At 70.5% G+C, this 24388-nt stretch carries 20 protein-coding genes; 7 read left to right on the top strand and 13 right to left on the bottom strand.

Annotated elements, in window-relative coordinates; all coding sequences use genetic code 11:
- The first annotated feature begins 159 nt into the window (after nt 1-159).
- On the top strand, nt 160-1467 hold the full coding sequence (locus tag ACQEVG_RS11370; protein WP_432980853.1) for a serine-threonine protein kinase: 1308 nt from the start codon (nt 160-162) through the stop codon (nt 1465-1467).
- Between the two features lie 37 nt (nt 1468-1504).
- Here the strand turns inward: ACQEVG_RS11370 and ACQEVG_RS11365 are convergent, their stop codons facing one another.
- Nucleotides 1505-4306, bottom strand: coding sequence for a penicillin acylase family protein (locus ACQEVG_RS11365; RefSeq protein ID WP_432980850.1), 2802 nt, complete (start codon nt 4304-4306; stop codon nt 1505-1507).
- Between the two features lie 307 nt (nt 4307-4613).
- On the opposite strand from ACQEVG_RS11365, the gene ACQEVG_RS11360 reads away from it, so the two are divergent.
- The 3 genes from ACQEVG_RS11360 (at nt 4614) to ACQEVG_RS11350 (ending at nt 7192) form a co-directional block, all read left to right on the top strand.
- Complete coding sequence (locus ACQEVG_RS11360) at nt 4614-5225, top strand: hypothetical protein (protein WP_432980847.1); 612 nt, start codon at nt 4614-4616, stop codon at nt 5223-5225.
- Nucleotides 5226-5348: 123 nt separating this feature from the next.
- Entirely contained in the window at nt 5349-6107 is a 759-nt protein-coding gene (locus ACQEVG_RS11355) for a 3-keto-5-aminohexanoate cleavage protein (RefSeq protein WP_432980844.1), read from the top strand.
- A 14-nt stretch (nt 6108-6121) separates the two neighbouring features.
- Nucleotides 6122-7192, top strand: a complete 1071-nt coding sequence (locus ACQEVG_RS11350; protein ID WP_432980841.1) for an RNA ligase (ATP) — start codon at nt 6122-6124, stop codon at nt 7190-7192.
- A 297-nt stretch (nt 7193-7489) separates the two neighbouring features.
- Here ACQEVG_RS11350 and soxR read toward each other — a convergent pair whose 3' ends face one another.
- Nucleotides 7490-7969, bottom strand: a complete 480-nt coding sequence (gene soxR / locus ACQEVG_RS11345) for a redox-sensitive transcriptional activator SoxR (RefSeq protein ID WP_432980838.1) — start codon at nt 7967-7969, stop codon at nt 7490-7492.
- A 93-nt stretch (nt 7970-8062) separates the two neighbouring features.
- Between soxR and ACQEVG_RS11340 the strand changes: the two genes are divergently transcribed.
- Nucleotides 8063-8524, top strand: a complete 462-nt coding sequence (locus ACQEVG_RS11340) for a MaoC family dehydratase (protein ID WP_432980835.1) — start codon at nt 8063-8065, stop codon at nt 8522-8524.
- Here the strand turns inward: ACQEVG_RS11340 and ACQEVG_RS11335 are convergent.
- From ACQEVG_RS11335 to ACQEVG_RS11325, 3 genes are all read right to left on the bottom strand, one after another.
- Nucleotides 8512-9138: a TetR/AcrR family transcriptional regulator gene (locus ACQEVG_RS11335; protein ID WP_432980832.1), complete on the bottom strand. Its 627-nt coding sequence runs from the start codon at nt 9136-9138 to the stop codon at nt 8512-8514. The genes ACQEVG_RS11340 and ACQEVG_RS11335 overlap by 13 nt on opposite strands.
- A 64-nt stretch (nt 9139-9202) precedes the next feature.
- Entirely contained in the window at nt 9203-9490 is a 288-nt protein-coding gene (locus ACQEVG_RS11330; protein WP_432980829.1) for a YiaA/YiaB family inner membrane protein, read from the bottom strand.
- A 90-nt stretch (nt 9491-9580) separates the two neighbouring features.
- On the bottom strand, nt 9581-10732 hold the full coding sequence (locus ACQEVG_RS11325) for an acyl-CoA dehydrogenase family protein (RefSeq protein WP_432980826.1): 1152 nt from the start codon (nt 10730-10732) through the stop codon (nt 9581-9583).
- 62 nt (nt 10733-10794) lie between these two features.
- On the opposite strand from ACQEVG_RS11325, the gene ACQEVG_RS11320 reads away from it, so the two are divergent.
- Together ACQEVG_RS11320 and ACQEVG_RS11315 are read left to right on the top strand one after the other, a co-directional pair.
- Nucleotides 10795-11436 carry a TetR/AcrR family transcriptional regulator gene (locus tag ACQEVG_RS11320; protein WP_432980823.1) on the top strand — a complete coding sequence of 214 codons (642 nt, stop codon included), beginning with the start codon at nt 10795-10797 and terminating at the stop codon, nt 11434-11436.
- A gap of 68 nt (nt 11437-11504) precedes the next feature.
- Nucleotides 11505-12569: a DMT family transporter gene (locus ACQEVG_RS11315; protein ID WP_432980819.1), complete on the top strand. Its 1065-nt coding sequence runs from the start codon at nt 11505-11507 to the stop codon at nt 12567-12569.
- Here ACQEVG_RS11315 and ACQEVG_RS11310 read toward each other — a convergent pair.
- From ACQEVG_RS11310 to ACQEVG_RS11275, 8 genes are all read right to left on the bottom strand, one after another.
- Nucleotides 12560-13630: a 2-oxoglutarate and iron-dependent oxygenase domain-containing protein gene (locus ACQEVG_RS11310; RefSeq protein WP_432980816.1), complete on the bottom strand. Its 1071-nt coding sequence runs from the start codon at nt 13628-13630 to the stop codon at nt 12560-12562. The genes ACQEVG_RS11315 and ACQEVG_RS11310 overlap by 10 nt on opposite strands.
- Nucleotides 13631-13732: 102 nt before the next feature.
- The gene (locus ACQEVG_RS11305; RefSeq protein ID WP_432980813.1) at nt 13733-15157 is read right to left on the bottom strand and encodes an MFS transporter; all 1425 of its coding nucleotides are present in this window, start codon (nt 15155-15157) and stop codon (nt 13733-13735) included.
- A gap of 264 nt (nt 15158-15421) precedes the next feature.
- Nucleotides 15422-16501 (bottom strand): zinc-binding dehydrogenase, encoded by a 1080-nt coding sequence (locus tag ACQEVG_RS11300; protein WP_432980810.1) that lies wholly within the window; start codon nt 16499-16501, stop codon nt 15422-15424.
- 19 nt (nt 16502-16520) lie between these two features.
- Nucleotides 16521-17915, bottom strand: coding sequence for an aldehyde dehydrogenase family protein (locus ACQEVG_RS11295; protein WP_432980807.1), 1395 nt, complete (start codon nt 17913-17915; stop codon nt 16521-16523).
- A gap of 159 nt (nt 17916-18074) precedes the next feature.
- Nucleotides 18075-19418: an ABC transporter ATP-binding protein gene (locus ACQEVG_RS11290; protein ID WP_432980804.1), complete on the bottom strand. Its 1344-nt coding sequence runs from the start codon at nt 19416-19418 to the stop codon at nt 18075-18077.
- A 359-nt stretch (nt 19419-19777) separates the two neighbouring features.
- On the bottom strand, nt 19778-21175 hold the full coding sequence (locus ACQEVG_RS11285; RefSeq protein ID WP_432980801.1) for a CitMHS family transporter: 1398 nt from the start codon (nt 21173-21175) through the stop codon (nt 19778-19780).
- A gap of 120 nt (nt 21176-21295) precedes the next feature.
- A complete protein-coding gene (locus ACQEVG_RS11280; RefSeq protein ID WP_432980798.1) occupies nt 21296-23509 on the bottom strand; it encodes a molybdopterin oxidoreductase family protein in 2214 nt (737 codons plus the stop codon).
- A gap of 181 nt (nt 23510-23690) precedes the next feature.
- On the bottom strand, nt 23691-24305 hold the full coding sequence (locus ACQEVG_RS11275; RefSeq protein ID WP_432985270.1) for a TetR family transcriptional regulator: 615 nt from the start codon (nt 24303-24305) through the stop codon (nt 23691-23693).
- Between the last annotated feature and the right edge of the window lie 83 nt (nt 24306-24388).

The following is a 24388-nucleotide window of genomic DNA, read 5'->3' as shown; positions in this document are numbered from 1 at the left end:
GCTGATCCATCTCCACCGGATCCACGCGGCCGACCGCCTGTGACGGACTGAGGCAGTCGCCCGGAATCAGCCACGACCAAACCCCGCCACAGGTATGGCCGTTCCTCCCTTCCCGCAGGATGCTGTGTCATCAGGGGACAAAAACGGGGAGGGCCGGTCATGCCGGAAATGAGCGTAGAGCCGTACCGGGAGATCACTTTCGACAAGGACGGCGACGTCAACGTCGTGCAGCGGGACCGGCTGGCGGAGCTGAACGTCACCGATCTGGTGATGTTCGCACACGGGTGGAACAACTCGCCCGCCATCGCCAACCGGCTGTATTCGGCCTTCTTCGCGCCCTTCCCGGGCCTGCTGGCGGGCGCTCCTGGCGTCCGGCTCGGGTATGCCGGCGTCGTCTGGCCGTCCATGAAGTTCGCGGACGAGCCGATTCCGGACTTCCGGCCCTTCACTGTCGCCCCCCTGACGGCTTCCAGTCTTGACAAGGCAACACAGGACGCGCTCGTCGAGCTCTTCCCCGGGCATGACGAGACGGTACGTCGGCTGGCTCAGCTGCTCGACGCACAGCCGGAGTCGGAGGCGGCGTTCGCGGAGTTCGGCACGCTCGCGCGGCGGTTGACCGAGGTGCCGGCCGGCGGTCTTGAGGCCGCCTTCTCGGACGATCTGCCGTACGACGAGCAGAGCCCGCCGGCCGTGCTGCTAGAGGATGCGCTCACGATGTGCCGCCGCTTCACGCTGGCACTGGAGGAGACCGGCGAGATGACGGACAAGGAGACCGCCAACGCGTCCTTCTCCCTCCCCGGCGGCCTCAAGAAGGCCTGGAAGGGTGCGAAGGAGCTGCTGCGGCAGACGACGTACTACGCGATGAAGCGGCGGGCCGGGACGGTCGGCGAACTGGGCCTCGGCCCGCTGCTCGGGCAGCTGGCCCGGTCGTCCCCCGATGTGCGGGTGCATCTGGTCGGGCACAGCCAGGGCGCGCGGCTGGTCTCCTTCGCGCTGCGCGGGCTGCCCGACGGCGTACGGAACGTGAAGTCGGTGACACTCCTTCAAGGCGCGTTCTCGCACTATGCGTTCGCCACGAGCCTGCCCCATGCGACGCACAGCGGCGGCGTCCTGCGCACCATGGAGCACCGGGTCGACGGACCAGTGGTGGCCTGCTATTCACGGCACGACAGCGCGCTCGGGGTGATCTATCCACTGGCGTCCAGCCTGGCCGGGGACGACAGAAGCGCGCTCGGACTCGACAAGCGGTGGTGGGCGATGGGACACGACGGCATCCAGGCCGTCCGGCCGCTGGCGCAGCTGACCCTGGAGGAAGCGCTGCGACAGGGGATTCCGGCCTCGGGCTGCGTCAGCGTGGACACGGCGTCGGTGGTGAAGCGCGGCGGGCCGCCGACCGGTGCGCACAGCGACATCTGCCACGAGGAGCTGGCCCGGGTGGTGCTCGCCGCGGGCCGCATCGGACGCTGATGGGTTCAACGCCCGTGCGGCCCACGGTGATTGGCGCCTAACGGTGGGTGGGGAACTCCACCACCTGCTGGTAGGTGGGGCGGTTCTGCCAGCTGATGCCCGGGTGGGTGATGCCGCCCAGCGCACGGTGGACGATCGAGTCCGCGCACCACTGCTCACCCGCCTTGCAACTGCCGTCGGCGGGATAGACCTCGGTCGCCGGCTTGGCTGTGGCCTGCTTCAGCGCGGCAAGGAGCGCGTCACGACAGGCGGCCAGGTCGCCGTTGCCGCAGTACGTCTTCGCCAGGGGGCCCTGGACCGGCTGTCCCAGGACCTGGCGCAGATCCTTGTCGGCGAAGGCCCACCAGCCGTTCTGGAAGGCGGAGCCGCTGTGCGCGCCGGTCGGGCCGTGGCTCGCGGCCGGGGACTCGTCGACCGGGAGGTTCCCGGCGAGCGCTCGGTAGAGACCGTCGCCGAGCCCCGGTCTGAACTCCGCCTCGATCAGCAGCGGCCACCAGGCGTCCATGAGGCGCACGGCGTCCGGGTGGGTGTACTGGTGCGAGCCGGGCGAGGTCTCCCTGCGTGGCGAGCCCGCGGCCCGCCAGGACTCCAACTGCAGGATGGCGGTGTTCAGCCGGGGGTCGGTGACAGGCCCCGAGCGCAGCACCGTCAGCAGCTCGGGCAGCAGCTGCTCCCCGCGCAGATCGGTGACGGCGGCCTCCGCCATCGCCCGGGTGAGCGAGGCGCGGGTGACCCCGCCGTCGGCGACGAGCCTGGCCACGCGGCCGTTGAGCAGATCGCCGCGGTGCACGGCCCCGAAGCCGAAGGCCGCGGTGGCGTACCCCTTGGCCTGCCGGTTGTTCCAGGAGATGTAGTAGTCCTGGCCGATGGACTGCGGATGCTGGGCGAAGGACGTGTAGGTGGCCGTGTTGTTCGCCGGGTCGAAGCCCTGCCACTCGTACTGCCGCTCCGCCGTGACGGGCAGCGCGGGGTCGGTGGCGGGCGACCGCGCCGGGTTCATGCCGCTGTTGAAGTAGGCGGCGGTGCGGGAGTCGGCGTAGAACCAGTTGAAGGCGTAGTCGATGTTGTGGGCGGCCTGCTGGAAGGACGCGGCGTCGGTCACGAACGACGGGTCGTTGAGCATCTGGAAGCCGATGATCGAGTCGGCCTCGTGGCGGTACGTGGTGCGCAGCGAGGTGTACGCGACGGGCTTGCCACCGATCTTGGCGCGGTGGGTGACGATGCCGTAGTTGGTGCGCCAGACCTGCATCCGGTAGGAGCCGGCCGCGGTGGAGTCGGCGACCGACGGCTTCCAGGCGTTGCGCTTCTCCAGTTTCTCCATCGGGGTGCACACGCCCCGGTAGAGGTAGTGGACGTCGTCCTGGCAGAGCTCGACCGCGTAGGTGTCGGTGATGTCCTGGGCGGAGGAGGTGGCGGACCAGGCGTAGTCCTGGCCGCGGCCCATCTGGACGTACATGCCGACCCCGGCGAAGGAGACTCCGCGGGCGGAGATGCCCGGGCCCTGGAGCTCCTGGAGCATCATCAACTGTGGCGCGAAGTAGCCGGTTTGAGGGCCGAATACGGCGACGGGGTGGCCGCTCGCGGTGCTCTTGCCGGAGACGAGGAGCGCGTTGGACATACCGCGCCTGCCGCCGATCGAGCCGGGCTCGATGACCCCGTCGTCGAACATGCCCTGGGCAGGCTTGAGTGTTGCCGGGGCTCGCAGCGGGGACTTGGCGTTGCTGCCCGCCGAGCCGGTTCTGTCGTAGAGGAGCTGTTCGGTGACGACCGATCCGGCATCGGGCAGTGCGGTGCCGCGCGGGTTGGCGGGCTTGTTGGCGAACGGGAAGCTGGAGCCGTCGTGCAGGGTGAGCACGGCCTCGGGGTCCTCGCGCTGCCGGAAGGACTCCCAAACCCTGGTGCCTTCCACCAGGCCGTACTTCTGCTGGGCGGCGAGCAGGGAGAGCGCGGCCTGCACCTCGCCGCCGCCACCGCCGCCGAACTGGCCGCCGACGACCGACGCGATGGCGATCAGGTCGGAGAGCGTGAAGGGCTGTATCTCTCCGACGTTGGTGATCGAGTCGATATGCCCGGTGAGGACGTACTCACCGGGGAAGTAGCGTCCGTTCTTGGACTGCACGCGGTAGGTGTTGATGCCGTCGACGTACGCCTGGGCGTCGGCCATGGCCTGCTCGCCGCGCGCACCCTCGGTGGTCCTGATGCGCTCGATCTGCGCCTGGTAGTCGGCCTCGGTGTACGGGGCAGAAGGCCAGAACTGCTGCTCCAGGCCCTGGTTGGCGAGGGCGCCGCCGGCGAAGGGGGTGAGCTCGCCGCGGCCGATGTGCCGGAAGAGGTCCATCATCCACAGCCGGTCCTGGCCCGCGGCGAAGCCGGCTCCGAACTCCGTCCCATAGCGGGTGGTGCCCTTGATGTGGGGGACGCCGGTCTTCTTGTCGCGGGTGATCGTGACATCGGGGCGGGGTGTGGTGACGGATTCGACCTGGCCGTCGGGAACGCCGAAGGAGGAGTCGTTGAAGAAGTCGTTGAGCTTGGCGTCGGTGAGTCCGTCATAGCCCCCGACCAGGGAGTCGTAGCGGCCGAGCTGGTCGGAGCTGTGGCCGGGACGGGTGCCGAAGATCTTGTGGGCGAGGATGTCGGCGAGGGTCGCGTTGCCGTTCTGCCCGGGCGGCAGGATGTCGGCGCACTGGCCCTTGCACAGGTCGCCGTCGGCCGCGGTTGCGGTGGGGGCCGCGGTATCGGCGGAGGCCGCGGCCTGCGGCAGGGGAGCCAGCAGACCGGCTGCGAGCGCGAACACCGCGGCGGCGGTGGCAGTTCTGAGTCTTCCGGTGCGTCGTCGCATGGATGCTCCTCGGGGAGACCGATGCGCTGGAGGTTACCGACGGTATGACTCGCGAGTAAGGTGAACATGCGTCACCTTTTCCGAATCACCGCACGGCACGTGCCAGGCACTGCTCCCCGGGGTTGTGGTGCGCGGCGAGCTCCACCAACCGGCCCGCGTTCGGGGCGTGATGGGGCGCCGACCGCATCGCGGGGGATGTTCTGCTGATGGCCGCCATCGGATATCCGATGGATTCGATGGAGCCGGATGGGGGACTCGTACGTCCATTCTTCGACGCCCAAGTACCAGCGACGGAGGTGGCAGTGCGATGGCCGGTTTCCGGAGTCTTGCGAGACAGGTGCGCGATGTGCGGTGTGACCTGGCGCTTCGGCGCTACTCACTGCGCAAATGCCTGGAGCGTTTTGCCCCTTATGGGCACCGGGCGACCTGGGATCATCTGTGCGCGAGGCACTGTATCGAACCCGAGGACCGGGCGCCTGATCCGGCGCGGCTGGTGGCCGCGCTCGAGGAGTTGGAGAAGGCGCGGGCCGTCTGGCTCGCGTACGAGGAGAGTTTCGCGGACCGCCGCAAACGGGAGAAGCACGATGGGCTGCGGCGGCCGGCAACGATAGACGACTGGCACCGGCGGACCTGGGGCGGGAACGGGGTCGCGCGCTGCGACAGGCCGGCGGCCCACCCCTCGGCCCCGCTCGACGAGGTGCTGCGGCGACTGATATCCGCGCTGGAGACGGAGCCCGGCGCGGGGTGCCCGGTGTGCGGGGGAACGCGCATTGTGTGGCGACAGGATCTGGCGAACGAGCCGTGGTTCGGGCCGGTCTGCACGGGCTGCGGCATTGTGGTGCCGCAGCCCGTACTGACGTCCGAGGCCGTGGCGGCGGCGAAGCGGGCGGGGCGCAAGGAACTGGCGTCGGTGGCCTGAGGCCCTTTCCGGGCCCCTCGCCCCGGACCCCTGGTCCTCAATCGCCGGACGGTCCGGCTTTCGGACCGCCCGGCGATTGATGACTGGCCCGCGTTGTCAGTGGTGGCCGGCACCATCGAAGGCATGATCCAGGTCTGTCTGAACGGGCCCCGTTCGGCGGGCGACGGCGCTGCCGTGCCGCTGTTCCCCGGGGCGATGGCCGAGTCCGCGGCCCGTGCTGTCGCGGCCGGCGCCGCCGAGGTGCATGTGCACCCCAAGACGCCGTGCGGCGACGACACCCTGTCGCCGCGCGCCGTGGCTGAGGTGGTCACGGCGATACGGGCGGTGGTGGACGTCCCCGTCGGCGTGACCACGGGCGCCTGGGCCGAGCCCGATCCCGGGCGCCGGGTGGAGCGCGTCCGCGCGTGGACGGTGCTCCCCGACCACGCCTCGGTCAACTGGCACGAGCCGGGCGCGGAGTTGGTCGCGGCAGCTCTGCTGGAGCGCGGAGTCGGTGTGGAGGCGGGCCTGTGGTCCGGCACGGACGGGCCGCGCCGTTTTCTGGCGTCCCCACTCGCCCCGCGTGTCCTGCGGGTGCTTGCCGAGGTGATGGACGCCGACCCCGGCACGGCCGAGGAGTCGGCGCGCTCGCTCCTCGCCGACCTGGGCACTGCCCATGGCATATCCGTACTGCTGCACGGCGAGGACGGCGCATGGCCGGTTCTGCGGCTCGCCCGGCGGCTGGGGCTGGATATACGGGTGGGCCTGGAGGACGTGCTGGTCCTGCCGGACGGGCAGCCGGCCCTGTCCAACGCCCAACTGGTGCGCGCCGCCCGGGACGGCGCCGATATTCGGTGGCCCGCACCGGGCCGTGGCCCGCAGAGTGGTGACGCAAATCCGTAATCGAGGAGACGCCGATGTCCACGCTGCGTGTCACCGCAGAACTGCTGACCGTGCATGAGCACCCGAACGCCGACGCACTCGAACTGGCCCAGGTGGGCCTGTATCGCGCGGTCGTCGCCAAGGGCGCCTACCGCAGTGGTGACGCCGCCGTGTACATCCCGGAACAGGCCGTGCTCCCGGCCGAGTTGATCGAGGAGCTGGGTCTGACCGGGCGGCTGGCCGGAAAGGCGTCCGACCGGGTCAAGGCGGTGCGGCTGCGCGGGGAGCTGTCGCAGGGCATCGTGTGCCGGCCGCGGGCGCTCGCGGACATCGATCTGGCGCGGGCGGCCACGGACGGCACGGACTTCGCGGAACTGCTCTCGATCACCAAGTGGTCGCCGCCGATCCCGCCGACGATGAGCGGGGAGGTGGAGCGGGCGCCCGAACTGCTGCCGTGGGTCGACATCGAGAACATCCAGCGCTACCCGGAGATCTTCGAGGCGGGTGAGCCGGTGGTGCTGACCGAGAAGCTGCACGGCTCGGCCTGTCTGATGACGTACGGCGTCGCGGACGGCGGGACAGTGCAGGTGTCGTCGAAGGGCTTCGGCGCGAAGGGCCTTGCGCTCAAGGAGGACCCGCGCAATCTGTACTGGCGCGCGGTGCTCGGCCATGACGTCCCGGCTGTCGCGGCGCGGCTCGCCGAGAGGCTGGGGGCGAGCCGGGTCGGCATCTTCGCCGAGGTGTACGGCGCGGGGGTGCAGGACCTGGGCTACGGCGCCAACGCCCGCTCCGAGGCGCTGGGTTACGCCGTGTTCGACGTCTCCGCGGAGATCGACGGCCAGGTCCGCTGGCTGGACCCGGTGGGGCTGCTGGAAGGTGAACTTCCGCTGGTGCCACGGCTGTTCGAGGGCCCGTACGACATCGAGAAGGTGCTGGAGCTGGCGAGCGGCCGGGAGACGGTGTCGGGGCGCGAGCTGCATCTGCGCGAGGGCGTCGTGATCCGTCCGTCCACCGAGCGCTACAGCCCGGTGGTGGGCGGCCGGGCGATAGCGAAGGCGGTCAGCCCGGCGTATCTGACCCGTAAGGGCGGCACGGAGTACGAGTAGACCGGCGCGGGTCAGGACCGGCGGAGGTGAGCCCGGCACGGGGGTGCGGGCTCACCTCTGCCTTCGGCCGCGCCCCGCCCGGGCTCGCCTGCCGAGACTGGGGGCCGAGCCCCCGGACCCGGTTCGCCCTGCGGGCGTGTCCTCAATCGCCGGACGGGCTCATTTGAGCCCGCCGACGATTGAGGAGTGGGGCCCCACGCCCGCAGGGCGTAGGGGGGTCCGGGGCGGAGCCCCCGGGTTCGGAGGAGGGGCGGACAGGGGAACAGGCCCACCCGCAGGCGGACCCCCGCGAGGCCCTCAGGTGTCGTTCCTCGAGGGGCGGCGGCCTTCCGGGAGAAGGCGGGAGCCCGTCATCCGTTCGCCGAAGATGTCGTCCGGGTTGGACAGGACACAGGTCTCCAGCGAGAGGCAGCCGCAGCCGATGCAGTCCGTGAGGTGGTCGCGGAGCCGGCCGAGTTGCTTGATCCGCTCGTCCAGTTCCTTGCGCCACGCCTGCGACAGCCGCGCCCAGTCGTCCCGGTCGGGTGTGCGCTCCTCGGGCAGTTCCGCGAGGGCCTGCCTGATCGTGGCGAGCGGGATGCCGACGCGCTGGGCCGCACGCACGAAAGCGACGCGGCGCAGCGCGTCCCTGCCGTAGCGACGCTGGTTTCCGCTGGTCCGGCGGCTGCTGATGAGGCCCTTGGACTCGTAGAAGTGCAGGGCCGACACCGCGGCGCCGCTGCGCGCGGACAGCTGGCCGACCGTGAGCTCGTGAATCTTCTCAGGAATCTGTGGCACTCCTCGGAGCCTACTGGTCGTCCGTTGACAGGACCGGATCCGCCCACCATGCTGAGCAAGCGCTTAGACAATAGAGAGGCAGGGACCAGGGACATGGCTGAGCCGAGGATCTTCACCTCCGCCGATGAGCTGCGCGCCGGTGTCGGCGAGCAACTGGGACACAGCGACTGGCTGGAGATCGAACAGAAGCGGATCGACCTTTTCGCCGACGCCACCGGTGACCACCAGTGGATCCACATCGACCCGGAACGCGCGGCGAGCGGCCCCTTCGGCACCACGATCGCGCACGGCTATCTCACGCTGTCGCTGCTGCCGGTCTTCGTCCCGCAGGTGCTGCGCGTCGAGGGCATGAAGATGGGCATCAACTACGGCGCCAACAAGGTCCGCTTCCCCTCCCCCGTACCGGTGGGCTCGCGGCTGCGCGCGACCGCCGTCCTCCGGAGCGTGGAGGAGGCGGGCGGCGGCGTACAGGTGACCGCCCTCGTCACGGTCGAGCGCGAGGGCGGCGACAAGCCCGTCTGTGTGGCCGAGTCGGTGTCCCGCTACTTCTTCTGATCACCGACCATGCGCAGGACGAGGTCGGCGTAGAGCGCGCCGACCTCGTCGGGCGTCCGGCGTCCCTTCGTGTTGAACCACCGCGCCACGTCGATGCAGAGCGACAGCACGGCGACCGTGGTGCCGGGCACGTCCGGGACCTCGAACTCCCCCGACTCCACGCCGTCGCGCAGAATCCCGCGTACGACGGCGTCGCTGCGGCGGCGCAGCTCGAGGATCTCCGTACGGTGGTCGTCGGAGAGCGCGTCGATCTCGTACTGCACCACATGCGCGGTGTCGTGCCGCCCGGCGTGCCAGCGCACGAACGAGCTCACCGCGTCGGCGAGCCGCTCGGAGGGCGTGCCTTCGCCGTCGGCCGCCGCCGACAGGATCTCCAGGGCCTTGTCGTGCCCGATCCGGCTGATCCGGTGGAGCAGCTCTTCCTTTGTCTTGTAGTGGATGTAGAGCGCGGCGGGGCTCATCCCCGCGCGGCCCGCGATGTCCCGGGTCGTCGTCGCGTGGTAGCCGCGCTCGGCGAAGGCCTCGACGGCGGCGACGAGCAGCTTCCGTGCGGCCTCGGGCGTGACCTCGCCCCACGGCATGTCCTCGCCGGCCGTGTCCTCCGCCGTACTCATCGCTCGCCCCTTCCGTTCATCGGAAGGCACACCATACCCCGACGGTGAGCAAGCGCTTAGAGACTCAGAGCTTCTGGAAGGGGTCGTGCTCGGCGAGCAGCTTCTCCAGTCTGGCCTGATCGACGCGGCTGACCATCTGCCCGGCCTCCTGGCGGTCCCTGATCACCTTGGCCAGGGTGAACGCCGAGGTCGTGAGATAGAGGACGGCGATGGCGAGGAAGCCGCGCACCCAGGCGTTGGCGTCGAGATAGAGAATGCCGAGGCCGACGGCGGCGAGCGCGACAGCGAAGGAGGCCACCGCCTGTCCGTAGAAGGCCGCGGTGCTTTGCTGCTTGACCGGTGTCTCACTCATACCGGCCAGCATCGGCCGGTGTGGTTCGCGCCACATCCGCTCCCGTACTCACCTGCGTACTCAGTCGGCCGTGACCGGGAGAGCCGGGACTCAGAAGGCGGAGACTCCGGTCAGGGCGCGGCCGATGATCAGCTTCTGGATCTGGCTGGTGCCTTCGTAGAGGGTCATCACCCTGGCGTCGCGGAGCAGTTTGCCGACCGGGTACTCGTCGATGTAGCCGTAGCCGCCGAAGACCTGCAGGGCGTTGTTGGCCGCGCGCACCGCGGCCTCGGAGGCGAAGAGCTTGGCCTGGGACGCGGCGGTGGCGAACTCCTCGCCGCGGTCCACGAGGTCGGCGACCCGCCAGGTCAGCAGCCTGGCGGCCGCAACGTCCACGGAGATGTCGCTGATCAGCTCCTGGACCAGCTGGTACGAGGCAATGGACTTGCCGAACTGCTCGCGCTCACCCGCATATCCGACGGCCGCGTCGAGCGCGGCCTGCGCGATCCCGACACAGCCCGCGGCGACCGACATCCGCCCCTTGGCGAGCGCGGACATGGCGATGGAGAAGCCCTTGCCCTCCGGGCCCATCAGGGCGGCGGCCGGCACCCGCACATCCGCGAGCACCAGCTCGGCGGTGGCCTGGCCGCGCAGGCCGAGCTTTCCGTGGATGGTGTGACGCGCCAGACCGGGGGTGTCCGTGGGCACCAGAAAGGCGGAGACGCCGCGGTGTCCGGGCGTGTCGTTGGTACGGGCGAAGAGGAGCACCACATCGGCCCAGGTGCCGTTGGTGATGAACATCTTGGAGCCGTTGATGACGTAGTCGTCGCCGTCCCGCACGGCCTTGGTGGTCAGATTTCCGGCGTCGGACCCGGTGCCCGGCTCGGTGAGTCCGAAGCAGCCGAGCGCCTCCCCGGCGGTGAGCCGGGGCAGCCACCGGCGCTTCTGCTCTTCGTCGCCCCACGCGGCGATCGTCTTGGCGACCAGTCCGAGCGATACGGACACGATGCCGCGCACCGACGAGTCGCCGCGTCCGAGCTCCTCGGTGACCAGGCAGTACGCCAGATGACTGCCGCCGCTGCCGCCGTACTCCTCGTCGATCGTGAGCCCGAGGAAGCCCAGCGCGCCCAGCTTCTTCACGATCGACCGGTCGACGCTCTCGTTGCGGTCCCACTCGACGACATGCGGGGTGATCTCGCGGTCGACGAAGTCCTCGGCCAGCTGCCGGACGGCTGTCTGCTCCTCGTCGAGATACAGATTCATCTGTCCACCCCACTTTTAACTACCACTGCTAGTTTCTTGTCGGCAGGCCTACTATGTGCCGCATGGCCCGACCGCGCAAGCCCCTGCTCAGCAGAGAACGCATCGTCAAGACGGCGAGCGCGCTCGTGGACGCGGAGGGCCTCGACGCCGTCTCCACCCGTCGGCTGGCCACCGAACTCGGCGTCAGCGGGCCGTCCCTCTACAACCACTTCCGCAACAAGGACGAGATCCTCGACGCCGTCGCCGACACGGTGAGCGCCCAGGTCGACCTGTCGATGTTCGACGAGGCCGACGGCCGCGACTGGCGTACCGCACTGCACGACTGGGCCGTCTCCTACCGGGCCGCCCTGACCGCCCACCCCAACACCGTTCCGGTCCTCGCCCGCGGCCCCGGCCGCCGCCCGGCCGGTCTCAAGGTGGCCGACGCGGTCTTCGGCGCGATGGTCCGCGCGGGCTGGCCACCGGCCCAGGCGACCCATATCGGCGCCCTGATGCGGTACTTCATCACCGGCTCCGCGCTCGGCTCCTTCGCCCGGGGCTTCGTCGACGACGAGACGGCGTACGACCCGGCCGACTATCCGCACCTCGGCCAGGCCCATCTGCTCGCCGAGCGGCAGCAGAAGGTGGACGAGGGCGCCTTCGAGACGGGGCTGCGGGCGCTCATCGACGGTCTGACCGTCCAGTACGAGATGATCGGTCGATAGCGCGGGCTCGGCATCGCGCCGGGAATATTGCGGTGAGCGCCGAAGGGTCGAGGCCGTACGGTCGCCCCATGACGAAATCTCCCGCCGCCGTCCGCCGAACACAGTGGCCCGCCCTGGCCGCCGCGGGCGTCACCGTCGTCCTGTGGGCCTCCGCGTTTGTGTCCATCCGCAGCGCCGGTGCGGCGTACTCCCCCGGAGCGCTCGCCCTCGGACGGCTGCTCGCCGGGTCTCTCGCGCTCGGCTGCGTCCTGCTGGTCCGGCGCGAGGGGTTGCCGCCGCGCGCCGCATGGCGGGGGATCGCCATATCCGGGCTGCTCTGGTTCGGGATCTACATGGTGGTCCTCAACTGGGGCGAGCAGGAGGTCGACGCGGGCACCGCCGCGATGGTCGTGAACATCGGGCCGATCCTCATCGCGCTGCTCGGCGCGCGGGTGCTGGGCGAGACGCTGCCGCCGCGGCTGCTGATGGGGATGGCGGTGTCGTTCGCGGGAGCCGTGACCGTGGGTCTGTCGATGTCGGGCGAGGGCGGTGCCTCGACGCTCGGCGTGCTGCTGTGCCTGCTGGCGGCGGTGGGGTACGCGGGCGGGGTGGTGGGCCAGAAGCCCGCGCTGGCGCATGCGAGCGCGCTGCAGGTGACCACGTTCGGCTGTCTGGTCGGGGCGGTGGCCTGTATGCCGTTCGTCGGGCAGTTGGTCTCCGAGGCCGAGCGTGCACCGCTGTCGGCCACGCTCAACATGGTCTATCTGGGCGTGTTCCCCACCGCGCTCGCCTTCACGACCTGGGCGTACGCGCTGGCGCGTACGACGGCAGGGCGGATGGGCGCGACGACCTATGCCGTGCCGGCCCTCGTGGTGCTGATGTCGTGGCTGGCGCTGGACGAGGTGCCGGGCGGGCTGACGCTGGCGGGCGGCACGTTGTGCCTGGCCGGGGTCGCCGTTTCGCGCTCCCGGGCCAGGCGGGCGGCCGCGCCCGCCGACGCCGTCCCACGGGCGAGCGGCGCGCCGGAGGCCGGAGCGTCCGAAGCCGGGGTGCCCGGGGCGGGGGCGCCGGAGGCCGGAGCGTCCGAGGCGGGGGCACCCCAAGCCGGAGCGTCCGAGGCGGGGGCGCCGGGGGCCGGACGTCGTCAGGGCTGACGGGCGCTCTCCCGCAGCCGGGCCAGCGTGAGCAGGCCGCCCTCCTCGCGCAGCCGGGTCGTCGCGGTCCGCTCCGGATAGCAGCGCATGAACATATTGGTGAAGTGGGTGCCGTAGTGCAGCCGGTTCTCCTCGTCCGGCGCGCCCGCAAGATCGTCGCCCCGCGCGTACTTCAGCGGTTCCACCCAGGCGTTGAAATGGGGCTCGTGGAAGTACGCCATGGCGTACCGCTCACGGTCGGCCAGCCGCACCTTGTGCGGGGTCGAGAGCAGCCGGCCGCCGGTGAGGAACTGAAGGATGTCGCCGGGGAAGACGGTCAGGGTGCCGGGGACGGGGTCGATGAAGGTCCAGGGCTCCTCGTTCTCGTACATACCGGCGCTGCTCTCGTGCTCCAGCCAGTTCCGGTTGCGGTGCTCGCCCGGTACCGGCGGGCGGATCCAGAGCCCGCCGACGTCGTCCTGGGCGGCGATGACCAGCAGTCCGTAGTCGGTGTGGGCGCCGATCCCCCGGCTGCTCGCGCTGGACTCGGCGGGGAAGCGCAGTACGCGCATATGGTGCCAGCCGTCGTCGGTGCGGTCGGTCAGCGCGGCGGCGTCGTCGAGTCCCAGGCCGAGCGCGGTGAGCCCGAGCAACGTCTCCCCCAGCGAGCCCAGTACGGCCATGAAGGCCTGCATGGACCACCGGTATGCGTCGTCCGGCCAGGGCACCGGGCCGTGGCACGGCCAGCCGGAAACGGCCCGGACGTCGTCCAACGGGACGTCCTTGCAGACGGTGAAGATCTCCGAGTAGTCGGCCTCGCCCGCGGTGATCTCTTCGCCGGAGGCGATGTAACCGCTGTAGCTGGACGTGCTGATGTGGCGGGCCTTGTCGCGCAGCGGTCTGGCGAAGAACCTCTTGCTCGCCTCGATGGCCCAGTCGGTGATCTGCTGCTGGGCCGGGCCGGTGGCGACGTAGAAGATGCCGTGGGTGCGCCACGCCTCCACCATCGCGACGCCGAGCGCACGGTCGGCGGGGGATGCCGTGACGGAGCCGGGTAATGCGAAGACGGGCAGGTCGGCCATCGCGGTTGTCGTCCTCTCGCTCGTGAGTGAATGCGGCCGCCCCGCAGGGGGAGGGCGGGACGGCCGCACACAGGGGTCTCACGGGCGAGAGGCGGAACCGGCTCAATCCAGTGCGTCGGCCTTTGCTTCGGGCTTTGCCCCGGCCTCGTCATCGGCGGTGGCGGTGGCGTCGGCGTCCGTGGTGCCTTCGGCCTCGGCGCCGGCTTCCGTGCCCTCGGCCTGCACGGAATCCCTGGCCGCCGCGCGCGCCGACAGAATCCTGATCGACAGGAGGGCGATGACGGCGAGGCCGATGATGTAGCCGGAGACGGCCATCGAGGTGCCGGTCGCCTCCAGCAGCAGGACCATCACGAACGGCGCAAGGCCGCCGCCGAAGACGGCCGCGATCTGGTAGCCCAGCGAGGCGCCGGTGTAGCGCATCTCGGCGGTGAAGAGCTCGGCGAAGAGGGCGGCCTGCGGCCCGTACATGATGCTCAGGAAACAGCTGGTGACAAAGGTGCCGACGGCCAGCCAGAGCAGCGACTTGGTGTCGATCAGCAGGAACATCGGGATCGCCCAGACCAGCAGGCCGACCGCGCCCGCGGCGTAGATGCGCAGCCGTCCGATGCGGTCGGAGAGGGCCGCGGCCGCCGGTATCAGCGCCAGCTGGGTGATGCTGACGCAGAGCGAGACGGTGAGCACGGCGCTGCGCTTCATGTCGAGCTCGCGGGTCGCGTAGTCGAGCACCCCGGTGATGATGATGTAAAAAGTCGCGGTGTTCACAGCGAAACTGCCGCCGGCCAGGAAGACCGTGCCGAGGTGCTCGCGCAGGATCGTACGGAGCGGCGAGCGGGGTTCGCTCTTCTCCTGTGCGGCCAGGGTCTGCTCGGCCTTGCGGAACTCCGGGGTCTCCTCGACGCGGTTGTGGATGTACCAGGCCAGGGCGAGAACGAGGAAGCCGACGAAGAAGGGCACGCGCCAGCCCCAGGCGGCGAAGGTGGTGTCGTTGGTGACGGCCCCGGCGACCAGGAAGACGGTGTTGGCGGTCACCACGCCGATGGGGACGCCGAGCTGAACGAGGCTGCCGTAGAGCCCGCGCTTGCCCTCGGGGGCGTACTCGGTGGCCATCAGCATCGCGCCGCCCCACTGGGCGCCGACCGCGATGCCCTGGACGACGCGGAGGAGCACCAGCAGCACCGGGGCGGCGATGCCGATGGTCTCGTACGTGGGGAGGAGACCGATTCCGGTGGTGGCGAGGCCCATCAGGGTCAGCGCGAGGACCAGCATGGGCTTGCGGCCGTGCTTGTCGCCGAGCTGGCCGGCGATGATGCCGCCGACGGGCCGGGCGAGGAAGCCGACCGCGAAGGTGGCGAAGGCGGCGAGTACACCGGCGGACGAGCTGCCGGAGGGGAAGTAGAGCTTGCCGAGGACGAGGGCGGCGGCGATGCCGAAGACGAAGTAGTCGTACCACTCGACGGCGGAGGCGAGGGCGGCGGCGGTGGCGACGCGTCGGCGGTGGGTGTCGGGGGACTGAGCGGGGGTGTCCATGCGTGCACACTCCGGTGGGTGCGGGGACGAGGAGTGCGGGGACCGTACCGACCGGGCGGTATGGCGTCAATGGTTTGCGCAAGCGGTGGGGGTTTCCCGTACCCGCCTCTTCTCGTAACCGGGGCTCCGCCCGAGACCCCGCCGGGGCTCCCCCGCTACCCCGGTCCTCAATCGCCGGACGTGCTTGATTTCCGCTGGTCGGCCTGAAGATTCAGGCGGACCAACGGAAATTCGAGCCTCGCCGGCGTTGAGGGGCGGGGAGGGCTAGAACACGATCAGCGCACGCCCGCCCTTGCCCGCCAGCATGTTGTCGAACGCCGCCGGAATCCCGTCCAGCCCGATCCGCTCCGTCACCAGACCGCTCAGGTCCAGGCGTCCCGCGCGCACATGCTCTGCGAGAACCGACAGGTCACGGGACGGGTCGCTGTTGCCGTAGACACAGCCCGAGAGCGTACGGCCCCAATGGAAGAGCTCCAGCGCGTTAAAGCTGACCTGCTGGTCCTTGCCGCCGATGCCGACGACCGTGGTGCGGCCGCCACGGCGGGTCGACTCCCAGGCCGTGCGGATCGTGGCGGCCCGGCCGACGCACTCGATCGCCACGTCCGCACCCTGGCCGCCGGTCAGCCCCCGGATCTCTTTCGCCGTGCTGTCCGAGGCGATGACGTACTCGGTCGCGCCCGCCGCCCGCGCCAGGGCCTCCTTCTCCGCGGACACATCGACGGCGATGACCGTCGACGCGCCCGCGATCCGGGCGGACTGGAAGGTGGCGAGGCCGACCCCGCCGACGCCGAAGACGACGACCGACTCCCCCTCGCGGACACGGGCGGAGTGGTGGATCGCGCCGTACCCGGTGAGAACCGCGCAGCCCAGCAGGGCGGCGTCGGTGAGCGGGATGCCGTCCGGGACCGGCAGGACGCAGTTCGCGGCGACGTCGGTCTCCTGAGCGAAGGCCGCGACGTTCAGGCCGGGGTGCAGCTCGGCGCCGTCCGCGGTGCGGGCGTAGACGCTCGCCGCGCCCGCGAGGGCGCCCGCGCACAGCCACACTTCGCCGATCCGGCAGTGGTGGCAACTCCCACAGGAGGGCGCCCAGTTGAGTACGACTCCGTCTCCGGGGGCGACATGGGTGACGCCGTCGCCGACCGCGACAACGGTGCCCGCGCCCTCGTGGCCGAGGACGCACGGTGTGGGCACCCGCATGGTGCCGTTGGACAGGGACAGATCGGAGTGGCAGACCCCGGCGGCGGCGAGACGGACCCTGACCCGGCCGGGGCCGGTCTCGGGCAGTTCGATGTCGGTGATCTCCAGCGGAGAGCCGACGGCGGGCAGTACGGCGGCGCGGACCATGATGCGTCAGACTCCCGGCTCAGAACTGGAGGGACTTGGTCTGGAGGTACTCGGGGAGGCCGTGCGGGCCGAGCTCGCGGCCGACGCCCGACTGCTTGTAACCGCCGAACGGGGCAAGAGGGTTGAAGCGGCCGCCGTTGATGTCGACCTGTCCGGTGTCCATCCGGCGGGCGAAGGCTACGGCCTCCGCGTCGTCGGCCGCCCAGACCGCGCCGGCAAGGCCGTAGACGGTGCCGTTGGCGATACGGAGCGCGTCGTCCTCGTCCTCGTACTTCAGCACGCTGACGACCGGCCCGAAGATCTCCTCCTGCGCGATGGTCATCTCCGGCGTGACGTCGGCGAAGACAGTGGGGCTGACGTAGTAGCCCGTCTCCCGTGGGGCGTCCGGGCCGCCGGCCACCAGGCGGGCGCCCTCGGCGACACCCTTCTCGATGTAGCCGCGTACGCGCTGCTGCTGCTTGGCATTGACCAGCGGGCCCACCCGCTCGCCCGGCACATACTTGGCGACCGCGGCGGCGGCCAGCGCCACCGCTTCCTCGTACTGGTCCCTGTGGACCAGCATCCGGGTCCATGCGCTGCATGTCTGGCCGGAGTTGGACATGACGTTGGCGACGCCGACACTGACGGCCTTTGCCAGGTCGGCGCTCGGCAGGATGACATTGGCGGACTTGCCACCGAGCTCCAGGGCGACCCGCTTGACGGCAGCGCCGGCGGTCGCGCCGATCTGCCTCCCGACCGCGGTCGAGCCGGTGAAGGAGACCAGGTCGACGCCTTCGTGGGCGGCGAGGGCCTGTCCGGCGACCGGGCCGAGGCCCGTCACCAGGTTGAAGACGCCGGCGGGCAGTCCGGCCTCGTCGACCGCCTCGGCGAAGAGCTGGGCGGTCAGCGGGGTGTCCTCGGCGGGCTTGAGGACGACGGTGCAGCCCGCAGCGAGCGCCGGGGCCACCTTGGCGACTATCTGGTGCAGCGGATAGTTCCAGGGCGTGATCGCACCGACCACGCCGACCGGCTCCAGCAGCACGGTGGAGTTGCCGATCGTCTCCTCGAAGGAGTACGAGGCGGCCAGTTCCGCGTACGAGCCCGCGACCAGGACCGGCAGACCGGCGTGGACCGCCTGCGCCAGCGCGGGCGGCGCGCCGAGCTCCGCGGTGACGGTCTCGGCGATCTCGTCCTGGCGGGCCGCCAGCACATCGCGCAGGGCACCGATCCGTGCCGCCCGCTCGGCGGGCGGGGTCGCCGCCCAGGCGGGGAACGCCGCTCGGGCCGCGCGCACGGCGGCGTCGACGTCCTCCTCCGTACCGGCCGGGACATGGGCGATGACCTGCTCGTCGGCCGGGTTCACCACCGCGATCGAGTCGGGGCCGGCGGCGGGTCGCCACTGGCCGCCGATGTACATCCCGTCGTGAGCCTTCATCGCACTCCTCCAGAGCCTGCGGTAGTCGTCCGCACCCCAAACTAGCGGTGTTAGTTTTTGGACGCCAGGGGCCCTTGGAGCGTAACGAAGCGAGCGTGACAAAGACTTTCAGGCGTGCATGCCCTCAGCCGTGCAGACCCTCGGGAGTAGCAGAAACCCTCAGGCGTCCAGCCCGGGGAGGTCGGTGGGAGCCGGGCAGATTCTGCGGCCGTGGTGGTCGAAGACATACAGATGCGCGAGGTCCACGAGCAGCGGCACCTGGGCACCCGTACGCAGCCGTACATCGGGTCCCGTCCGCACCACCAGATCGCTCGCGGCCACGGACGGACGCTCCGCGGCGATCGTCCCCGGCCGCGGCTCCGGGTCGTCCAGTGCCACCACGGGCCCCGAGACATGGGCGACGGCGCGCTCCCTCAGCCGGGCCAGCACGCTCGGGCCGCTCCGGCTGCGGCGCCGGCGCACCGAGGTCCCCGGCCGGGGCGACTCGAGATCGGCGACCACGGCGGGCCGCGAGCCGGTGTTGAAGTGCACCAGCGCCTCGTGTCCCTGGTACTCCATGTGCTCGACGATGCCGGTCAGCGCGACTTCGCCGGGACGGGCCTGGCTGGGCGGAGCGATCCGGGTGGACTCGGAGCGCAGCCCGACAATGATCTGCCGGCCCTGCTGGATGCGGAGCAACTGGTGGTCGGGGCTGAGCGGCTCGGGCAGCGGAAGCCGCTGTTTGCCCAGGTCGATCGACATCCGGCCGTCCAGCGGCGCATAGACGACCGCCTGCAGCAGATTGATGCGCGGCGTACCGATGAAGGCGGCGACAAAGACGTTCCGGGGCAGAGCGTAGGTCTCGCGCGGAGAGCTCACCTGCTGGAGCACTCCGCCGCGCATCACCGCGACCCGGTCGCCGAGTGACATCGCCTCTGCCTGGTCGTGCGTGACATAGACGGTGGTCACCCCCAACTCGGCGGTGAGCTGGGCGATTTCGGCCCGCAGGTGGTTGCGCAGCTTGGCGTCGAGATTGGAGAGCGGCTCGTCCATCAGAAAGGCGGAGGGCCGCCGGGAGATGGCCCGGCCCATCGCCACCCGCTGGCGCTCGCCGCCGGAGAGCTGGCTGGGGTAGCGGTCCAGGACGTCCTCGATGCCGAGCATCCGCGCGGTGGCCTCGACCTGCGGCCGGCAGTCCAGGCGCGGGTTCTCCAGACGCAGCGGAAAGCCGATGTTCTCGCGGTTGGTCATGCTCGGGTAGAGCGCGAAGTTCTGGAACACCATGGCCATTTCCCGCTCACGGGGCGGGATGTGGTTGGCGTACTCTCCGTCGAGCAGCAGTTCCCCCTCGGTGATGTCCTCGAGGCCGGCGATCATGCGCAGTACGGTCGACTTGCCGCAGCCGGAGGGGCCGAGCAGCACCACGAACTCCCCCGGTTCGATGTCGAGGGAGAACCGGTCGACGGCGCGATTGGTTTTTTCGTACCGCTTGCTGACGCTGCGCAGAGAGATGGCGCGACTCATGGGTTTCCCCCGGTGCAGGAGGGGCAGGCTGGGACGCCTGAAACTAGCCGACTACTCCCGGTCAGGGAATGAGTCGCGCGAAGGTTCGTGGTGGGCTTTTTGTACGGAGGCGTCCGCCGCCGACGGGCGTTGGACGCGCGGTGCCCGTGTTGCGGGTGCGGGTTGCGTCTGCGGCGAGCTGGTCCGCTGCCCGCCTTTTCCTTGACCGGGGCAAGCCCCCAGCCCCCGGCGCGCGCCGGCCTCACGGCGCGAACCGGGGGCGAGAAACCCGGTGACCTGAGGCGGTTCGCCCGCGAAACCACCCACCGGACAGCCACCACCAACGCCCCCTGGCCCAGGCCACCACGAACCGGGTGACCTCAGATGATGCCGAAGAGGATTCCGGCCCCGAGCACCACCAGCGAGGTGAGCGCTGCCCATTTGACGGTGAACCTGGTGTGGTCGCCGAACTCGACCTTGGCCATGCCGACGAGGACGTACACGGCGGGCACGAGCGGGCTCGACATGTGCAGCGCCTGGCCGACGAGGGAGGCGCGGGCGATCTCCAGCGAGGAGACACCGTGGGCGGCGCCGGCCTCGGCGAGGACCGGCAGGACGCCGAAGTAGAAGCCGTCGTTCGACATGAAGTAGGTGAGCGGCAGGCTCAGCACGCCGGTGACGAGGGCCATGTGCGGGCCCATGCCTTCGGGGACGGCTCCGACGAGCCAGTCCGCCATGTGCTCGACCATGCCGGTACCGGTGAGGACTCCGGTGAATACGGCGGCGGCGAAGACCATGCCGGTGACGTTGAGTACGTTGTCGGCGTGGGCGGCGAGCCGGGCCTTCTGGTCGGCGACCTTGGGGAAGTTGACCGTGAGGGCGAGGGCCGCGCCGAGCAGGAAGAGCACCGGGATGGGCAGCCACTCCATGATCATCGCGGTGAGCAGAGCGAGGGTGAGCCCGGCGTTGAACCAGTACAGCTTGGGACGCAGCGTGGCACGGTCCGGATCGAGGCCCTTGAAGCCCTCCTCCTCCGGGGCGCCGGGGGCGTCGCCGGCCGATCCGGTCGCTGCCTTGTGCTCCTCGGAGCCGCCGCCCGCCGTGACCAGCGCGGTCTCACAGACGGTCTCGGACTCGGTCTCCAGCGCCTCGTCGAGCGTGAGCACGCCGAGGCGCTTGCGCTCGCGGCGGCCCAGTACGTAGACAAGGACGAAGACGAAGAGCAGTCCCACGGCGAGCGCGGGGATCATCGGGACGAAGATGTCGGCCGCGTCGAGCTTGAGGGCGGCGGCGGCGCGAGCGGTGGGGCCGCCCCAGGGCAGGGTGTTCATCACGCCGTTCGCCGTGGCGGCGACTCCGGTCATCACGACCAGGCTCATCTTGAGGCGCTTGTAGAGCGGATACATCGCCGCGACGGTGATCATGAAGGTGGTGGAGCCGTCACCGTCCAGCGAGACGATCGCCGCGAGCACCGCCGTACCGACCACGACACGCAGCGGATCCGCCTTGCAGAAGCGCAGGATGCCGCGGACGATCGGGTCGAACAGGCCCACGTCGATCATCAAGCCGAAGTAGACGATCGCGAACATCAGCATCGCCGCGGTGGGGGCGAGCTTGCCCACCCCCTCGACGACGTAGTCGCCGAGGTGCGCGCCCTCTCCGACGAATACGCAGAAGAGGGCGGGGATGAGGACCAGCGCCGCGATGGGCGACATCTTCTTCATCATGATCAGGACCAAGAAGGTCGCAATCATGGCAAAGCCGAGGATTGTCAGCATTGGGGACACCTAACGTTCATCCTTGAACTCCCACCGGGGCGGCGGTTTCGATGACGTTAGGTGCCGTCAATTGCCGTTAACAAGATGTTGACGCGTGAGCAATACGAGCAAAACCCCAGGTCATCGCACCGGTGATAGTTCAACGGGGAAGCCGTTGAGCACGGCGGTGCCGGACAGCGGGTCGAGCCGTGACCCGTCGAGCAGCTGATTGACATTGACCCCGGGCCGCGCCGCCGCCACCGACATCCGGATCCCCGGGCGGCTGTGTCCCCAGCCGTGCGGCAGGCTCACCACGCCGGTCCGTACCGCGTCGGTGATCTCCACCGGCACTTCGAGCTGCCCTCCGTCCGAGGCGATACGGGCCTGCGCACCGTCCTCGAGACCCAGTCGCTCCGCGTCGACGGGGTGGACCTGGAGCGTGCAGCGGTTGGAGCCGCCGTTGAGCGTCGGGACGTTGTGCAGCCAGCTGTTGTTGGAGCGCAGATGGCGCCGGCCGACGAGGACGAGGCCGGTCGGGCGCTCGTCGAGGGCGCGCCGCAGCCTGGGGAGATCGGCGGCGACGGGCCCGGGCAGCAACTCGATGCGTCCGCTACGGGTCTTGAGCACCTGCGGGACACGGGGCTGGAGCGGGCCGAGGTCGATGCCATGCGGGTTCTCCAGGAGCTTGTCGAGGGTGAGGTCGTAGGGGCCGAGGCGCAGCATCATGTCCAGTCGCCGTTCCGGCCCGGTGCGGCCGGTGAGCTGGGCCGTCAGCTCCTTGACGTCCTGGCCGTGGACCGGCGAGTGCGGGTCGGCGACGGCCTTGGTGAGGGTGCGCTCGATGACCATGTCGTCGACGGCGCCCGGGTCGGCGCCGTGCATACCGCCGACGGCGAGCACAAGGCGGGCCTGGATCTCGCACTCGCCGAGCCTGCCCTCCTCCAGCGGGATCACCGCGGGGGAATAGCGGGCCTGGTTGTGTACGGCGAATGCGTTGAAGGCGAAGTCGAAGTGCGAGCTCTGCGAGGGCGGCGGCGGGGGCAGCACCACGTCCGCGTGCCGAGAGGTCTCATTGAGGTACGGGTCGACGCTGACCATGAAGTCGAGGTCGGCCAGCGCCCGGTCGAGGCGGTCGCCGTCGGGCGCGGAGAGCACCGGGTTGGCGGCGATCGAGATCACGGCCCGGATCTGCCCGTCGCCCGGGGTCTCGATCTCCTCGGCGAGCGCGGCCATCGGCAGCTCGCCCTTGGCCTCGGGGTGACCGCTGACCCTGCTCGCCCAGCGGCCGAGCGCGAAGCCCTTGCCGGGGGCGGCGGGGCGGGGCGCGCGGTCGGTGGCGGAGAGCGGGAAGAGCGCCCCGCCGGGTCGGTCGAGGTTGCCCGTGAGCACATTGAGCACGTCCACCAGCCAGCTGGCGAGGGTGCCGTACTCGACGGTGGAGCTGCCGATGCGGCCATATACGGCCGCGGTGGGGGCGGCGGCGAGCTCGCGGGCGATCGTACGGATCTCCTCCGCGTCCATGTCGCAGGCGGCAGCGACCGCGTCGGGCGTGAACTCCCGTACCGCTTCGGCGACGTCGGCGAGCTGCTCGACATGCGCTTCCAGCGCCCCGAGGTCGGTGAGTTTCTCCTCGAAGAGAACCTGCGCGACGGCGGCGAGCAGCAGCGCGTCGGTGCCGGGCCGGATGGCGACATGCCGGTCGGCGAGCTGCGCGGTCCGGGTGCGGCGCGGGTCGACGACGGTCAGCGTGCCGCCGCGCTTGCGCAGGGCCTTGAGCTTTCCGGGGAAGTCGGCGGCGGTGCACAGGCTGCCGTTGGATTCGAGGGGGTTGGCGCCGAGCAGCAGCAGATGGTCGGTGCGGTCCAGGTCGGGGACGGGGATGGCGACGGGGTCGCCGAACAGCAGCCCGCTGGAGACATGCTTGGGCATCTGGTCCAGGGTGCTGGCGGTGAAGAGATTGCGGGTGCGCAGCAGAGAGAGCAGTACGGGCGGGTAGAGCGCGCCGGCCATGGTGTGCACGTTCGGATTGCCGAGCAGGACGCCGACGGCGTTCGGCCCGTGCTCCTCGATCAGCGGCCTGATCCGGGCCGCGATCACGTCGAAGGCCTCGTCCCAGTCGGCCTCCTGAAGCTGCCCGTCCTTGCGGACGAGGGGGGTACGCAGCCGGTCGGGGTCGGCGTCGAGCTCCCCGAAGGACGCGCCCTTGGGGCAGATGAACCCCTGGCTGAACACGTCCTCGCGGTCACCGCGGGCACGGGTGACGCGACTGCCCTCGATGGTGAGGGTCAGCCCGCAGGTGGCCTCGCAGAGGGGACATATGCGCAGTGCGGTACGGGTGGCAGCTGTGCGGGGCATGGGCCCTCCTGGGGGCGGCGGCACGATTCACGCCCGAGCATACCGACCGGTATGCAGGGAGGGGAGGGGTGCGGAACATTCAGCCTCTCCGGCGATTGAGGAGTGGGGTCTGGGGCGGAGCCCCAGTTCGGGAAGGGGCAGGTCGGGGAACAGGCCCGCCGCAGGCGTGACGCGCGCCGGCCTAGTCCAGGACCCCCGCCAGATACGCCCGCAACAGCCCCCGCGTCTCCGCCACGATCTCCTCGTCCCCCGCCGGCTCCACCCGGAACGCCAGCTGCAGCAGCGCGTCAGCCGCCTCGACGGAGATCAGGATCGCCCGGCGCAGCTCCGCGTCCGCCGGGCGGTCGAGATGCGCCGCGAGCAGCTCGGCCAGCCGGTCGGCGACCCGGTGGTTCGCCCCCCTCGCGGGCGCGCCCACCGGGATCCGGTGGCCGAAGTCGATCAGCGCGAATCCGGGGACCGTCCGCTTCATCGCCAGGTACTCGTCCAGTACCGCATCGAGCACACCCCGCCAGTCCCCGGCCGACAGCCCGCCGAGACGGCCGCCGATGCGCTCGGCGTACGTGTCCAGATTCCGATGGGCCAGCGCGTCGGCCAGCGCACGCTTATTACCGAAGAAGCGGTAGACCGAGCCGATCGGGACGCCCGCTCGCGCGGCCACCGCGCGGGTGGACAACGCCTCGTATCCGGTCTCGTCGAGCAGTTCGGCGCAGGCGTGAAGTATCCGGGCGAGCCGCTCGGCGCTGCGCCGCTGCACGGGCGTACGGCGGAGATGGGCTGGGGACACGCGCTCCATCATGGCGCCTCGATGCCGTTGACGGGGCGGTCCCGCAATCCTACGGTTATCCATAGGATTCCTTTCAGCACCGGGAGCGGACG

The organism is Streptomyces sp. CA-135486 (assembly GCF_050936555.1).
Lineage (GTDB): Bacteria > Actinomycetota > Actinomycetes > Streptomycetales > Streptomycetaceae > Streptomyces.
The sequence above is the reverse complement of the archived record's forward strand: the minus strand, read 5'-3'. Positions and strand labels throughout refer to the sequence as shown.

Excerpts from the sequence above, each read along its gene's own strand:
- ACQEVG_RS11305 (WP_432980813.1), bottom strand. The coding sequence starts at position 15,157 with ATGGACACCCCCGCTCAGTCCCCCGACACCCACCGCCGACGCGTCGCC.
- ACQEVG_RS11320 (WP_432980823.1), top strand. The coding sequence starts at position 10,795 with ATGGCCCGACCGCGCAAGCCCCTGCTCAGCAGAGAACGCATCGTCAAG.
- ACQEVG_RS11340 (WP_432980835.1), top strand. The coding sequence starts at position 8,063 with ATGGCTGAGCCGAGGATCTTCACCTCCGCCGATGAGCTGCGCGCCGGT.
- ACQEVG_RS11285 (WP_432980801.1), bottom strand. The coding sequence starts at position 21,175 with ATGCTGACAATCCTCGGCTTTGCCATGATTGCGACCTTCTTGGTCCTG.
- ACQEVG_RS11330 (WP_432980829.1), bottom strand. The coding sequence starts at position 9,490 with ATGAGTGAGACACCGGTCAAGCAGCAAAGCACCGCGGCCTTCTACGGA.
- ACQEVG_RS11365 (WP_432980850.1), bottom strand. The coding sequence starts at position 4,306 with ATGCGACGACGCACCGGAAGACTCAGAACTGCCACCGCCGCCGCGGTG.
- ACQEVG_RS11290 (WP_432980804.1), bottom strand. The coding sequence starts at position 19,418 with ATGAGTCGCGCCATCTCTCTGCGCAGCGTCAGCAAGCGGTACGAAAAA.
- ACQEVG_RS11350 (WP_432980841.1), top strand. The coding sequence starts at position 6,122 with ATGTCCACGCTGCGTGTCACCGCAGAACTGCTGACCGTGCATGAGCAC.
- ACQEVG_RS11325 (WP_432980826.1), bottom strand. The coding sequence starts at position 10,732 with ATGAATCTGTATCTCGACGAGGAGCAGACAGCCGTCCGGCAGCTGGCC.
- ACQEVG_RS11275 (WP_432985270.1), bottom strand. The coding sequence starts at position 24,305 with ATGGAGCGCGTGTCCCCAGCCCATCTCCGCCGTACGCCCGTGCAGCGG.
- ACQEVG_RS11280 (WP_432980798.1), bottom strand. The coding sequence starts at position 23,509 with ATGCCCCGCACAGCTGCCACCCGTACCGCACTGCGCATATGTCCCCTC.
- ACQEVG_RS11295 (WP_432980807.1), bottom strand. The coding sequence starts at position 17,915 with ATGAAGGCTCACGACGGGATGTACATCGGCGGCCAGTGGCGACCCGCC.
- ACQEVG_RS11360 (WP_432980847.1), top strand. The coding sequence starts at position 4,614 with ATGGCCGGTTTCCGGAGTCTTGCGAGACAGGTGCGCGATGTGCGGTGT.
- ACQEVG_RS11370 (WP_432980853.1), top strand. The coding sequence starts at position 160 with ATGCCGGAAATGAGCGTAGAGCCGTACCGGGAGATCACTTTCGACAAG.
- ACQEVG_RS11310 (WP_432980816.1), bottom strand. The coding sequence starts at position 13,630 with ATGGCCGACCTGCCCGTCTTCGCATTACCCGGCTCCGTCACGGCATCC.
- ACQEVG_RS11300 (WP_432980810.1), bottom strand. The coding sequence starts at position 16,501 with ATGGTCCGCGCCGCCGTACTGCCCGCCGTCGGCTCTCCGCTGGAGATC.
- ACQEVG_RS11315 (WP_432980819.1), top strand. The coding sequence starts at position 11,505 with ATGACGAAATCTCCCGCCGCCGTCCGCCGAACACAGTGGCCCGCCCTG.
- ACQEVG_RS11355 (WP_432980844.1), top strand. The coding sequence starts at position 5,349 with ATGATCCAGGTCTGTCTGAACGGGCCCCGTTCGGCGGGCGACGGCGCT.
- ACQEVG_RS11335 (WP_432980832.1), bottom strand. The coding sequence starts at position 9,138 with ATGAGTACGGCGGAGGACACGGCCGGCGAGGACATGCCGTGGGGCGAG.